Source organism: Pseudomonas sp. SWRI111 (assembly GCF_014268555.1).
GTDB lineage: Bacteria > Pseudomonadota > Gammaproteobacteria > Pseudomonadales > Pseudomonadaceae > Aquipseudomonas > Aquipseudomonas hamedanensis.
The window spans coordinates 16,925-32,595 of the sequence record NZ_JABWQQ010000027.1 but is presented as its reverse complement, the minus strand read 5'-3'; the positions used below and the strand labels follow the sequence as shown (position 1 = coordinate 32,595).

Here is a 15,671-nt window from a genome sequence, read left to right as displayed (position 1 = left end):
CCGTGGTCCTCGTTAGGAAATCAGTTTTTCAAGTTCATCTGCTGATAAACGATTGAGAGCCTCCAAGGATTTAGCCAAAACATCATGAACGGGCTGCGAATCGGGTTGCAGGGCTTGTACCGCCTCGCTGAAAGCCGCCAGATCGGCACTGCCGAACAGGCTCGCCAGGGGGATTTCGACACCCATCACCTCGCGCAGACGCAGCACCACCTGAGTCGCCAGCAGCGAATGGCCGCCCAGCTCGAAGAAGTTGTCGCTGAGGCTGACCCGCTCAAGTTTCAGCACCTCGCCCCAGACTTCAGCGATTTGCTGCTGGAGTGGACTGGCGGGCGCCACGTAGGCGTTCTGCAACAGTTGCGCGTCGGGTGGCGGCAGGGCACGGCGATCCAGTTTGCCGTTCGCGGTCAGCGGCAGGCTGTCGAGCAACAGCAGGTGCGCAGGCACCATGTAGTCCGGCAGATTGCCCTTGAGTGCCAGACGCACCCGCTCACGCCAGGCGCCCTGCTCTGCCGGCTCGACCGGTTGCGCCGTGACGAGATACGCCACCAGTTGCACGCCGCCAGCACCCGGCTGATCAAGGACCACAGCTTGACGAACGCCCGGCACGGCAAGCAGTTGCGCCTCGATTTCACCCAGCTCGATACGGAAGCCGCGAATCTTGACCTGATGGTCGATGCGGCCGCTGTATTCGATCCGCCCATCGGCGCAATAGCGCGCCAGGTCGCCGGTGCGATACAAGCGCTCGCCATCCTCGCTGAACGGGTTCGGCACGAAACGCAGGGCGCTGAGGTCGGCGCGGTTCAGATACCCCCGCGCCAGACCGGCACCGCTGACGTGCAATTCACCGATGCAACCCTTGGCGACCGGATTGAAATCGGCATCCAGCACGTACCAGGACAAGTCCGCTATCGGCTCACCCAACGGACTGCCCGCCTCGTTGTGCAAGTCCGCCAGCGACAGCGGCCGATAAGTGACGTGCACGGTGGTTTCGGTGATGCCGTACATATTGATCAGTTGCGGCGCGCTGTCACCGAAGCGCTCGAACCATGGACGCAGGCTCTTGACCTCCAGCGCTTCGCCGCCGAACACGACATAGCGCAGCGCCAGTTCTGCGCTCTGCCGGGAGTCGGTCGCCACCTGCATCAGTTGCTTGAACGCCGAAGGCGTCTGGTTGAGGACGGTGATTTGCTCGCGGCAGAGCAAGTCGTAGAACTCTTGGGGCGAGCGGCTCACCGCGTGCGGCACGATCACCAGACGCCCGCCGTGCAGCAGCGCGCCGAAGATTTCCCAGACCGAGAAGTCGAACGCGTAGGAGTGGAACAGCGTCCAGCGGTCTTCGGCACCGAAGTTGAACCCGCGCTCGGTGGCCGCGAACAGGCGCAATACCTGTTGGTGCGCGAGCAGCGTGCCTTTCGGTTTGCCCGTGGAACCGGAGGTGTAAATCACATAAGCGAGGTTGTCACTGTCGACCGCCACCTGCGGGTCGCTTGTCGGGTAACCGTTGCCCGCCTCGCCCAACAGCAAGGTCTGGACGTTGTCCGGCAAGGCCAGATGCGCCAGCACGCCCGGCTGCATCAATAGCAGGCTGATGCCGCTGTCCTCGACCATGTACTGCAACCGTTCCGCCGGGTATTGCGGATCCAGCGGCAGGTAAGCGCCGCCAGCCTTGAGGATCGCCAACAGGCCGACGATCATCTCGATCGAGCGCTCGGCCGCCAGGCCCACCAGCACGTCCGGGCCGACACCGCGCTCGATCAGCGCATGGGCCAGACGGTTGGCGCGGCGGTTCAGTTCGGCGTACGTCAGTTGCTGTTCGTCGAGGCTCAGTGCAATGGCATCGGGCGCGCGCTGCGCCTGCGCGCTGATCAACTGATGCAGGCTGGCGGTCTGCGGGAACGTCGCGCTATTGCGGTTCCAATCGCGCAGCACTGCTTGCTGCTGCGCGGCATCCAGCAGGTGCACGTCGCTGACCCGCTCTGCTGCCGATGCGCAACTCAATTGCAGCAACAACTGCTGCATGTGCCCGGCCATCTGCTCAATGACCGCCGCGCTGAAATAACGCCGTGCGTAGGCGAATTCCAGCGACAGCGTGTCGCCCAGATCGACCAGCACGGTCAGCGGCAGGTTGGTCTGTTCATGGCTCGACACCTGACCGAAGCGCATGCTTGGCGGCGCGCCTTTATCCAGTGCCGCCGACACCGGGTAGTTCTCGAACACCAGCAGGCTGTCGAACAACCCTTCGCCGCCCTGACCGGCCCAGCGCTGGATATCGAACAAAGGCGTGTGTTCGTATTCGCGCAACGCCAGGTTTTGCGACTGCAAGGCCTGCAGCCACGCGCCCAGCGCTTGTTCCGGACGCGGCGCGGCGATCACCGGCAAGGTATTGATGAACAACCCGACCTGATGCTCGACACCCGGCAAATCGGCCGGGCGCCCCGACACCGTTGCGCCGAACGCCACGGCCGACTGACCGGTGTAGCGCTGCAACAGCAACAGCCACGCGCCTTGCACGACGGTGTTGAGCGTGACTTTGTGGTGGCGGGCGAACTCGCTCAGGCGACGTGTCTGCTGAGGGTCGAGCAGTTGCGTGTGACGGCCCTGGCCGCTGTCCTGCGCCGACGCGCCGTCAGCCCAGACGCGGGCAAGCAAGGTCGGTTCATCAAGCAGGCTCAGCTGGGTTTTCCAGAAGGTTTGCGCGGCCTGCGCATCCTGGCGTTGCAGCCAGCCGATGTAGTCACGGTAGCGGCCGACGCGGCTCGGCAACGCCTGACCGCTGTAGCGTTGCAACACTTCGCCGAGCAACTGCGAATTGCTCCAGCCGTCCATCAGGATGTGGTGGCTGGTGTAGATCAGTTCATGGCAATCGTCGGCCGTGCGCACCAGCAGCAGACGCAGCAGCGGCGCCACGCTCAGATCGAAGCCGTGCGCGCGCTCGGCGCTGGCCAGATCCTCGAGCGCTTGCGCCTGCCCGGCCTGACCGCGCCAGTCCTGCACGCTGAACGGCAACAGCGCCTGACGCTGCACCACTTGCACCGGTTGTGCTTGCTCGCCGGTCCAGATGAAACCGCTGCGCAGCACCTCGTGGGCCTGCACCGTGGCTTGCCAGGCGTCACGGAAACGCTCGACATCAAGGCCGTGCACGCTGACGCGCATCTGGTTGATGTAGTCGCCGCTGCCTTCGGCGAACAGGCTGTGGAACAGCATGCCCTGCTGCATCGGCGACAGTGGATAGAGGTCTTCGACGTCGCGGGCGACCAGCGCCAACCCGTCCAGTTGCGCCTGTTGCAGCGGCGCCAGCGGGAAGTCCGACGGCGTAAAGCCGCCGTTGACAGGGCTCACGCAATGCGCAATCAGCAGGCTCAACTCGGTGGCGTAGTCGTCGGCCAGACGCTGGACGGTGGCTTCGTCGAACATCTCGCGACTGAAGCTCCAGTCCAGACTCAATTCGCCGCCATACACCTGACCGTTGAGCGACAGCCAGTTGCTCAACGGTGCGCTGGCGCTTTGCTCGGCGCCGGCCTTCTCGGCGCTCGGCACAAACAACGCGCGCTCATCGAACTGACCGTCGAACTGGCCGAGGTAATTGAAGGTGATCCGCGGCATCGCCAGCTCGGCCAGGGCGGCCCGCGCCGGGGCATCGCCCAAATGACGCAAGACGCCGAACCCCAGGCCTTTGTTCGGCACGTTGCGCAGTTGCTCCTTGATTGCCTTGATCGAGTCGTCGAGACGCTCCTGCGGGGTCAGGCGCAGGGGGAACAGGCTGGTGAACCAGCCGACGGTACGGGTCAGGTCGATGTCATCGAACAATTCTTCGCGGCCATGGCCTTCGAGCTGGATCGAGGTCGCCGGTTGCCCGGTCCAACGGCAGATCACGCGCGCCAGCGCGGTCAGCAGCAGGTCGTTGACTTGCGTGCGATAAGCGCTCGGCGCGTCTTGCAGCAGTTGCCGGGTCAGGCCCGCATCAAGGCGACTCTGCACGACCACGGCATGGCGGTTTTCCAGGCTGCCGGCCGGGTTGTCACACGGTAGTTCGGCCAGTGCGCCTTGCGCCTGCCAGTAAGCGAGTTCGGCCTGCAACGGCGCGGTCTCGGCGTATTGTTGCAGGCGCTCGGCGAACACCTTGAAGGCGCTGGTCTTGAGCGGCAGTTGCACCGTTTGCCCGGCCAGATGCTGGCCGTAGGCAGTCTGCAAATCTTCCAGCAGAATGCGCCACGACACACCGTCGACCGCCAGGTGGTGAATGACCAGCAGCAAACGCTGTGAACCGTCGGCCATCCGTGCCAGCACCGCACGCAGCAAGGGCCCGCGCTCGATGTCCAGTGAGCGCTGGGCTTTGTCGCCCAAGGCGTCGAGCGCCGTCGCGTCGGCGACATCCGCCTGCCACAGCACGCCGTCCTGCCAGTCCGCCGGCAAATGCAGCGCGTCCCAGCCATGCGCGGCCTGTTCGAAACTCAGACGCAACGCATCGTGATGCTCCAGCAACGCCAGCAAGGCGCGCTCCAGCGCCGGGGCATCCAGCGCTTGCGCCGGACGCAGCAGCAATGACTGGTTCCAGTGCGAACGCTGGGCAATCGCCTGGGCAAAGAAATCATGCTGAATCGGCAGCAACGGCGTTGCGCCGCGCACCGCCCCCTGATCGATCAGCGCCACGGCCTCGGACTGCTGCGCCACGCGCGCCAGACCTTGTACGGTCTGATGCTGGAACAGCGCCTTGGCACTGACGTGAATCCCCGCCGCACGCGCCCGGCTGACCACTTGAATCGACACGATCGAGTCGCCGCCGAGTTCGAAGAAGTTATCGGTGATGCCCACTTGCGCCAGCTTGAGCACGTCTTGCCAGATCGTGACCAGCGCCTGTTCCAGCGCATTGCGCGGCGCCACATACGTGGCTGGCACGGTGCTGAAATCCGGCGCCGGCAAGGCTTTGCGGTCGAGCTTGCCGTTCGGCGTCAGCGGCAGTTGCTCAAGGAACATCAACTGCGCCGGCAGCATGTAGTCCGGCAGGGTTTCCTTGAGCCAGTCACGCAACGTCTGATCCAGTGACGCTGCCTGCGGATCCGCCTTGCTCACCACATAACCGACCAGTTGCGTGCCGGTGTTGCCTTCCCGCGCAACGACCACCGCTTCGTGAACATCGGCGTGGGCCAGCAGGCGTTTTTCGATTTCGCCAAGCTCGATACGGAAACCGCGGACTTTGATCTGGTGATCGACGCGACCGAGGTATTCGATCTGACCGTCAGCCTGATAACGCACCAGGTCCCCGGTGCGATACATGCGCTCGCCCGTGCGGCTGAACGGATTCGGCAGATAACGCTCGGCCGTCAGGTCAGGGCGCAGCAAGTAACCGCGGGAAAGACCCGCGCCGGCCAGGAACAACTCGCCGACGACCCCCAACGGCACTGGCTGCAGACGGGCATCAAGCACGAAACTGTCGGTGCCGGCCAACGGCCGACCGATGCTCGGCTGGCCACCGGCTTCGCGCCGCACATAGGTCGAGTACGTGGTGTCTTCCGACGGGCCATACAAGTCGTAGACGTGTTGCAGCGTCGGGTGGCTGTACAAGGCATCGACCAGCGATTGTTTCAGCGGCTCGCCCGCAAGGTTGATGATGCGCACGCTCGGCGGGATCTGCCCGGCCTGATGCAGCGCAGCAATCGCCGACGGCACGGTGTTGATCAGGCTGACCCGATCACGCGCCGGCAGGTCCGGCAGTTGCAGCGCGTTTTGCGCGAGGACGAAGAAGCCGCCACCGGCGAGGGTCACAAACAGTTCCCACACTGACAGGTCGAAGCAGATCGACGTCGAGGCCAGTACCCCCTGCAGATCCTCACGGGTGTAGACGCCGTGCGCCCACTGAATCAGCGCCGCCGCATTGCGATGGGTGATCGCCACGCCTTTGGGCTTGCCCGTGGAACCGGAAGTGTAAATCACGTAGGCAAGGTTATCCGGGCTGGTGAGCGCCGGCAGATTGTCGACGGGCGACACATCATCGGCCTCGGCAGTCACCGCCAACACACGCAGGCCCGGCGCCGCGAGCGCAGCCAACGGCGCGTCGGCACCCACCAACAACAGCACCGCCCGGCTGTCTTCGAGCATGTAGCTCAGGCGTTCGGTCGGGTAGCTCGGGTCGAGCGGCACATAGGTACCGCCGGCCTTGAGCACGGCCAGCAGCGCAACAATCATCTCCACCGAGCGCGGCAAGGCCACGCCAACCCTCACTTCGGCGACGACGCCCAGCTCGCGCAATTGCACGGCCAGGCGATTGGCGCGGCTATTCAACTGTGCATAGCTCAGTTGCTGTTCACCGAAAATCATCGCCAATGCCTGTGGCGTCGCCGCCACTTGCGCCTCGACCAGCGCTGGTACGGTGAAACCGGTCGGCTGCGGCAGCTCCTGGCTGTTCCAGTCAGCCAGGATCAGTTGCTGTTCGGCAGCGTCGAGCAACGGCAAATCGCCAATCGCCCGCGACGCGTCCTGACTCACGGCGCGCAACACATTGAGCCAGTGCCGCGCCAGTTGCTCGATCGTCTGGTGCTTGAACAGGTCGGTGGCGTACGTCAGCGATGCCGACACACCGCCCTGCACCTCGGCGGTGTCCAGCGTCAGGTCGAACTGTGCCGCGGCGCTGTCCCAGGCAACCCCTTCCATCTGCAAACCGGCGAGGCCGACGGGCTGATGCTGAAGGTTCTGGTGATTGAACAGCACCTGGAACAACGGGCTGTGGCTCAGGCTGCGCTGCGGTTGCAGCGCATCCACCAGTTGCTCGAACGGCAAGTCCTGATAGGCCTGGGCCTCCAGCACCGAATGCCGAACCTGTTGCAGCAACTGCTCGAAACCGTGGTCTGGCGCGATCTCGGCGCGCTGCACCTGGGTGTTGACGAAGAAACCGATCAGGCCCTCGGTCTCCAGGCGATTACGGTTGGCCACCGGCACGCCGACGCGAATGTCGCGCTGGCCGCTGTAGCGGTGCAGCAAAGTCTGGAACGAGGCCAGCAGAAGCATGAACAGCGTCACGCCTTCGCGCTGTGCCAGGGCGTCAAGCGCGGACACCAGATCGGCCGGCAGTGCGAAGTCAAAACGTGCACCACGGAAACTCTGCTGCGCCGGACGCGGGAAGTCGAACGGCAGCTCCAGCACCGGTTGCTCGCCACCCAGGCGATCACGCCAGTAGGCCAATTGCCGGGCGCTTTCACCGTCATTCATCCATTGACGCTGCCACGCCGCGTAGTCGGCGTACTGCAAGGTCAGTGGCGCCAACTGCACATCGCGCGCCTCGCTGAAACCGGCGTATAGACGCACCAGTTCATCGACCATGACTTGCATCGACCAGCCATCGGAAATGATGTGGTGGGCGGTGATGACCAGGACGTGGTGCTCGCTGGACAACTCCAGCAACAGCACGCGCAATAACGGCCCCTGGAGCAGATCGAACGGCCGCTGGATTTCGGCCTCGACCCGCGCCTTCAGCGCTGCAGAACTGCTCTGGGAATCAAAAACCGCCCGCTCGATGATTAACCGTTCGGTCGGGCGAATGACTTGCAGGGTCTGCGTCGGTTGCTCGACAAACACCGTGCGCAGCGATTCGTGGCGCGCCACCAGCGCCTGAAAAGCCTGATCCAGCGCGCCAACATTCAAGTGCCCGCGCAGGTGCAACGCGGTCGGCACGTGGTACGCCGCGCTGTCCGGCTCCAGTTGCCAGAGGAACCACTGACGTTCCTGGGCAAACGACAAGGGCAGCGGGTGGCCACGTTCCAGCGCGACCATCGGCAGCACACGGCTGGTTTGCAGCGCCGCGCAGGCCTGGGCAAAAGCGCCGAGGCTCGGCTGCTCGAACAACACCCGCAACGGCACGTCGAGCTCCAGTTCATGGCGCACCCGGGAAATCACTTGGGTCGCCAGCAAGGAATGACCGCCGCGCTCGAAGAAGTGATCGTCCAGCCCCACCGGCGCGAGGTGCAGCACCGCCTCCCAGATCGCCGCCAACTGTTGTTGCAGTGCGGTTTTCGGCGCTACGTAAGCGTATTGGCTTTGACTCAGGTCGACCTTCGGCAACGCTTTGCGATCGAGTTTGCCGTTGTTGTTCAACGGCAACGCCGCCAGCAGTACCAGATGCGCCGGCACCATGTATTCCGGCAAGGATTGACGCAGCGTGGTTTTCAACTGGTCGAGCCATGCCGTTTGTGCCAGCGGGTCGTCCGCCCGCCGAGCCGGCTCGGTCGCGACGACATAGGCCAGCAGTTGCGCGCCGCCGGCGCCGTCCTGAGCCACCACAGCCGCTTCGCGCACCTGATCAAGCGCTTGCAGGCAGGCTTCGATTTCGCCCATTTCGATGCGAAAACCGCGGATTTTCACCTGATGGTCGATGCGCCCGACGTATTCCAGCGCACCGGCCGCGTTGTAGCGCGCCAGGTCACCGCTGCGATACAGACGCGCGCCCGGCTCGCCGCCGAACGGGTCCGGCAGGAAACGCTCGGCGGTCAGCGCCGGGCGGTCGAAATAGCACTGCGCCAGACACGCTTGCGCGCCGATGTACAGTTCGCCGACGCCTTCGGCCGCAAGCAACTCGCCCGCCGCATCCAGCACATACAACGCGCGTCCCGCCGTGGCCTGACCAATCGGAATACCGAAGGTGTCGCTGGCATCTTGCAGACGGCATTCATGCACGCTGGACACCACCGTCGCCTCGGTCGGACCGTAGGTATTGAGCAGCCGCACATGGCCCAGACCCGCGGCGTGCCACAGGCGCAAGCCCTCGACGGACATCGCCTCGCCACCGACGTGAACCTGACGCAGCTGGCCCAGCCCCGCCACGCGGCCGTTGGCGCATTCGCGCGCCAGCAAATACCAGTACGCCGCCGGCAAGTCGGCGAGTGTCACCTGGTGCGCAACGATGGCAGCGGCCATCTGGCCGACATCCCACGGCTCGTCGCCGCGCATGACCAGCGCCGCGCCGACACACAGCGGCGGGTAGCACTGCTCGACGAAACCGTCGAAGCTGAAGGTCGCAAATTGCAGCACGCGATCCTCGACGGTCAGTCGCGAATAATCGGCAGCGGTCTGGCAGAATTCGCGCAGCGCGCCATGATCGATCGCCACGCCTTTGGGTTGCCCGGTCGAGCCGGAGGTGTAGATGACGTACGCGAGGTCCGCCGCGACTGCCTGGTTGTCTGGATCGGTGTCGGCATAAGCGGCCAGCTCAGCCTGCAGATCGCCAAGGCTCAGACGCGTCAGCGTGGTCGGCAGCGGCAGGTCAGCCAGCAAATCGGACTCGCACAGCAACAGATCGAGACGGCTGTCACCGATCATGTAGGCGAGACGCTCAGCCGGGTATTGCGGATCAAGCGGCACGTAGGCCGCAGCGCTTTTCAGGACCGCCAGCAGGCTGACGATCAACTGCGGCCCGCGACGCATCGCCAAGCCAATGCGCTGGCCGGGCGCGACGCCAAGCGCCAGCAAGCGATGGGCCAGGCGGTTGGCCTGCGCGTTCAATTCGCCGTAGCTCAGCTGTTGCTCGCCGACTTGCAACGCCAACGCGTGGGGCGTCGCAGCCGCCTGGGCGGCAAAGCGTTGGTGCACCAGCGCTTCGCTGCGCAGTTGCAGCGGCAGCGGTTGACTGGCGGCCAGCACCTGCGCGCGCCCCGCATCGTCCAGCAACTGCAACGCGCCGAGACGGATGTCAGGGGTCGCAACCATTTGCGCGAGCAAGTGCTGCAGATTGGCGCTCAACTGCGCCACTTGCGCGGCACTGAAACGCGCGGTGTCGTAGCTGAATTCCAGGCTCAGGCCGGCGGCCAGTTCGATGCCCAGGGTCAGCGGATAATGGGTGCGTTCGTGGTTGTGCAGGTCGCCGAAAGACAACCCGGCCGGCGCGCCGCGCTTGAGCGCTTCGGCCACCGGGAAGTTTTCGAATACCAACAGGCTGTCGAACAGCGCCGTGCCTTGGTGCCCGGCCCAACCCTGAATATCGTAGAGCGGCACATGTTCAAACTCGCGCATGCTCAGGTTTTGCGCCTGCAACTCGCCGAGCCACTGGCCCAGTGGTTGGTCCGGCGCTGCGCCGCAGACCATCGGCAGTGTATTGATGAACAGCCCCAGCTGTTGCTCGATGCCCGGCAATGCCGCCGAACGACCGGCAACCGTGGCGCCAAACGCCACGTAATCCTGACCGGTATAGCGTTGCAGCAACAGCGCCCACGCCGCTTGCATCACGGTGTTCAGGGTGACTTTGTGCTGGCGGGCGAAATCCGCCAGCGCGCGGGTGGCGGCCTCATCGAGCGCAACGATCAGCTCTTCACTGCCCTGCCCGGCAACCGGTGGGCGCAAGGCTTCGGCGAGCAGCGTCGGCGTGTGCAGCGGAGCCAGCGCGGCCGTCCAGAACTGCTCACCGGCGCTGGCCGATTGTTGCTGCAACCAGCCGAGGTAATCGCGGTATTGGCCCAGCGGTTTGCCCGGCGCTTGCCCAGCGTAGTGCTGGATCACTTCGGCGAGCAATTGGGCGTTGCTCCAGCCGTCCATAAGGATGTGATGACTGGTGTAGATCAGGTGCCAGGCGTGCGCACCGCTACGCACCAATTGCAGACGCAACAGCGGCGCGGCGCTCAACTCGAAACCCCGCTCGCGCTCGGCATCGGCCAAGGCATCGAGGTCGGCATCGGTCTGCTCGATCACCTGCAATGGCAGCTCGACCTGCCTATGAATCGCCTGATGCGCGCTGTGCAGGCCCTGCCAGTGAAAACTGCTGCGCAGGATGTCATGACGCGCCAGCGCCGCTTGCCAGGCTGCGCTGAAACGCACGAGATCGAGGCCGTTAATGTCCAGGCGCAACTGGTTGATGTAAGCGCCAACCTGCGGCTCGTACAGGGTGTGGAACAGCATGCCCTGCTGCATCGGCGACAGCGGATACAGGTCTTCAAGCGCCGGCAGCGTCAGCGGCAAATCGTCGAGTTGCTGCTGGGTCACGCTGGCCAGCGGGAAGTCAGACGGTGTCGCCTGCCCGGCCGGGGTCCGGCAGCAATGGTCGATCAGCGCCTTGAGTTCGTCGGTATAAGCGCTGGCCAACGTTGCGATGGTCGCGGCATCGAACATCTGCTCGCTGAAACCCCATTGCAGGGCGAGTTCGCCGCCATACACCTGGCCTTCGACCGTCAGCCAGTTGGCCAGCGGCGCCTGCTGGTCTTGCGCCGTACCGCTGCGTTCGCGGGCCGGTTCCCAGAGCGCAGCCTCGTCGAACTGGCGATCAAACTGGCCGAGGTAATTGAAGGTGATGCGCGGCGGCGTCAGCGCGGCGAGCGACTGCTGCACCGCTGGCTCACCGAGGTAACGCAGCACGCCATAACCCAGGCCTTTGCCGGGCACCGCACGCAGTTGCTCCTTGATCGACTTGATTGAGGCCGACAGGCTATCGAGCGGTTGCAGGCTGACCGGAAACAGGCTGGTGAACCAACCCACGGTGCGGGTCAGGTCGAGGTCATCGAACAAGTCTTCGCGGCCATGCCCTTCCAGCTGGATCAGTGCCGAGGGCTGACCGCTCCAGCGGCAAATCACTCGCGCCAGGGCGGTCAGCAGCAGGTCATTGACCTGGGTGCGATAAGCCGCCGGCGCGGTTTGCAGCAGTTGCCGGGTGAGGTCGCTGTCCAGGCGCACTTCGATTTTCTGCCCGAAACGGTTTTCCAGGCTGCCGTCGGCGCGGTCGCATGGCAACTCGGCCGCCGCCGTTTGTTGCTGCCAGTACGGCACTTGGGAACTCAGTTGCGGCTGGTAATCATGCAGGTGTTCAGCCCATGCCTGATAAGCGCTGGTCCGCGCTGGCAGCACCACGCCGCCGCCACTTTCCAGTTGCGTGCAGGCCTGCTGCAAATCTTCCAGCAGCACGCGCCAGGAAACACCGTCGACCGCCAGGTGATGGATCACCAGCAACAGGCGTTGTGTGTTGTCGGCCATTTGCACCAGCAGCGGCCGCAGCAACGGACCGGCGTGCAGATCAAGGCTGCGTTGCGCTTCATCGCACAATGTGGCGAGTGTGGCGGCGCTGTCCGCCTGGCGCTGCCACAAGCCGGATTCGCTGACGGTCTCGGCGTAGGCCTGCTGCCAGCCTTGCGCGGTTTCAGTGAAACGCAGACGCAATGCGTCGTGCTGGTTGAGCAGTTGCGTCAGCGCGCGCTCCAGCACATCGGCCCGCAGGGTTTGCCGTGGAGTCAGCAACAGCGACTGGTTCCAGTGTCCACGCACCGCCATCGGTTGATCGAAAAAATGATGCTGCACTGGCGTCAGCTGCACCGCGCCAGTGGCGGGAGCCTGCTCTTGAGTGGTTTGCTGGTCGAACGTGGCGACCAGCGCCAGACTGCGCACGGTCTGGTACTGGAACACATCACGCGGGCTCAGGCGAATGCCGGCCTGGCGGGCGCGGCTGACCACCTGGATCGAAATGATCGAGTCACCACCGAGCTCGAAAAAGTTGTCGTCCAGGCCGATTCGTTCAGCGCCCAACACCTGCTGCCAAATCGCCGCGAGGGCTTTTTGCAGGTCGTCCTCAGGTTCGATAAATGCCTGCTGAACGGCCGCTTCCGGCTCCGGCAAGGCACGGCGATCGAGCTTGCCGTTGGCGGTTACCGGCAGTTTCAGCAGCGGCATGAAATACGTCGGCACCATGAATTCCGGCAGGCCGGCCAGCAGCCACGCCTTGAGAGTTGGCTGCCATTGCGCGTCCGGCTCGACGTCAGCGAGCACCAGATACGCGACCAGATGCTTGCCGCCCTGCACCAGCACCACCGCCTCGCGCACCGATGGATGTTGCATCAGCCGGGTTTCGATTTCGCCCAGTTCAATGCGCAAACCGCGCAGCTTGACCTGATGGTCGAGACGGCCCAGGTATTCGATCACGCCATCGGTGCGTTGGCGCACGCGGTCACCGGTACGGTACAACCGCGCGCCGACATGGAACGGGCACGGCACAAAACGCTCGGCGGTGAGCGCCGGACGCCGATGGTAACTGCGTGCGAGACCCGCACCGCCCAGGTACAACTCACCGGCCACGCCAGCCGGCACCGGGGACAATTGCGCATCCAGCACGTGGGTGCGCAGGTTGGCGATCGGCTCGCCAATCGGCACGCTGTCGGCGCCCTCGTCGACGCAGGTCCAGTGAGTCACGTCGATTGCCGCTTCGGTCGGGCCGTAAAGGTTGTAGAGCCCGGCTTGCGGCAGCTTGGCGAACACTTGCAACTGCGCGTCCAGCGGCAGCGCTTCACCGCTGCAAACGATGCGTTTGAGACTGCTGCACGCCACGACGCCCGGCTCGTGAATAAACGCCTGGAGCATCGACGGGACGAAGTGCAGCGTGGTGATGTGATGTCGGCCGATGGTCTCGATCAGCCGCGCCGGCTCACGGTGCTCGCCCGGTGCCGCCACCACCAGACGCGCACCGCTCATCAATGGCCAGAAGAATTCCCAGACCGAAACGTCGAAACTGAACGGGGTCTTTTGCAACACTGCGTCGCGCTGATCCAGCGCATAGGCTTGCTGCATCCAGCACAAGCGGTTGACCAGCGCGGCGTGACTGTTGCCAGCCCCTTTCGGTTTACCGGTGGAGCCGGAGGTGTAAATCACATAGGCCAGGTTCAGGCTGTGCATCGGCACCTGCACCCGCGTATCGCTGTAGCGCGCCAGCCAGTCGTCGTCCCGATCAAGGGCGATCACCGTCAGCCCTTCGGCCGGCAAGCGTTGCAGCAGACTGCTTTGGCTCAACAGCAGCGTAATCGCGCTGTCCTCGATCATGTAGGCCAGGCGTTCCTGCGGGTACTCAGGATCCAGCGGCACGTAGGCGCCGCCGGCCTTGTGGATCGCCAGCAGGCCGACGACCATTTCAATCGAACGCTCCATCGCGATGCCCACCAGTCCATCCGGACCGACGCCCTGCTCACGCAGCAGATGGGCCAATTGGTTGGCACGGGCATCCAGCTGCGCATAGCTCAGCTCGGTGTCACCGAACGCCAGCGCCGTGGCGTGGGGGGTGCGATCGACCTGAGCCTCGATCAGTTGGTGCATGCACTGTTCGAGCGGATAGCGTTGTGCGGTGTCGTTCCAGTCGTGAACCAGCACTTGCAGTTCATCTGCGTCGAGCAACGGCAGCTCGCCGATACACTGCCCGGCATCACCGACCATCGCCTGCAACAGACGCGTCCAGTGCCGTGCCATACGTTCGATGGTGGAGGCTTCGAACAGATCGCTGGCATAGGTCAGCGCCGCGCGCAGCTTGCCGCCCTGCTCATAGGTGTCCAGGGTCAGGTCGAATTGGGTCGTGCGGCTCTGCCAGTCGAGCGCGCTCAGTTGCAGCCCCGACGCCGTGGTCAGCGCCGCCAGATCGGCGACCTGCGGCTGGTGGTTGTACATCACCTGGAACAGCGGCGTGTGGCTCAGGCTGCGCTCCAGTTTCAGCGCCTCGACCAGTCGCTCGAACGGTAGATCCTGATGCGCCTGGGCGCCCAGCGCGGTGTCCTTGATGTTGCGCAGCAGATCGGCGATGCGGGTCTGGCCATCCAGCTCGGTGCGCAGCACCTGGGTGTTGACGAAGAAGCCGATCAGGCCTTCAACTTCGGCGCGGTTACGGTTGGCGATCGGCACGCCGATGCGGATGTCGTTCTGCCCGGTATAGCGATGCAGCAGCACATTGAAAGCGCCCAGCAACAGCATGAACAAGGTGATGTTGTGCTTGCGCGCGGTGCTGCGCAGTTGTTGCGCCAGCTCGCTGTCGAGGGTGAATTCATGGCGGGTGCCGCGATAGCTCGGCACGGCCGGACGCGAGTGATCGGTCGGCAGTTCCAGCACCGGGTGTTCATCACCCAGGCGCGCCTGCCAGTACTCCAGTTGCCGTGCCTGCTCGCCCGCCTCCAGCCAGCGCCGCTGCCACAACGCGTAGTCGCTGTACTGGATCGGCAACGCCGGCAGTTGCGGTTCGGCGCCCGCATCATGGGCGTCGTAGCAACGGGTGAATTCGTCGATCAGGACATTCATCGACCAGCCGTCGGAGACGATGTGGTGCAGGGTCAGCAGCAACACATGCTCGTGCTCGGCCAGGCGCAGCAGTTTCACCCGCAGCAAGGGTCCGCACGCCAGATCGAACGGCTGCAGCGATTGCGCTTCGACCTCGCGCAGTACCGCCTGCTCACGCGCCTGCGCCGGCAACTCGCGCAGATCGACCTGCTCGACGCGCAACGGCGCACTGCCCGGCACCTGCTGCAAACGGTCATCGGCCTGACGCTCGAACACCGTGCACAAGGTTTCATGACGCGCCGCCAGACTGGCGAACGCCTGCTCCACCGCTACGGTGTTGAGAGACCCCTTGAGCCGCACCGCACCGGGCAGATTGTAGGCGCCACTGTGCTGATCCAGTTGCCAGAGAAACCACATGCGCTGCTGGGCGTAGGACAACGCGTGACGGTCCTCGGCCGCGACACCGGCGGGAATCGGGAATTGCGCGAAATCCACACCTTCCTTGTTCAGCGCAGCCAGGAACATCTGGCGCTTTTCCAGGGGCAACCCGATAAACCGGCGAGCGAGTTTCAAGGAGTCTTCAGCATTCATTTCTAAGCATCCGGATCAGTAGGCAGGAAGCACAAAGGCACGTCGTCCCTATAAAACGAATGCAGACCGGAAAAATTAGCGAATGAGAACAACTG

The 15,671-nt window shown here is 64.3% G+C and carries 1 protein-coding gene; it reads right to left on the bottom strand.

Annotated elements, in window-relative coordinates:
- Nucleotides 1-12: 12 nt before the first annotated feature.
- Complete coding sequence (locus tag HU755_RS23900) at nucleotides 13-15,576, bottom strand: non-ribosomal peptide synthetase (RefSeq protein ID WP_186637168.1); 15,564 nt, start codon at nucleotides 15,574-15,576, stop codon at nucleotides 13-15.
- Nucleotides 15,577-15,671: the final 95 nt, after the last annotated feature.

Excerpts from the sequence above, each read along its gene's own strand:
- HU755_RS23900 (WP_186637168.1), bottom strand. The coding sequence starts at position 15,576 with ATGAATGCTGAAGACTCCTTGAAACTCGCTCGCCGGTTTATCGGGTTG.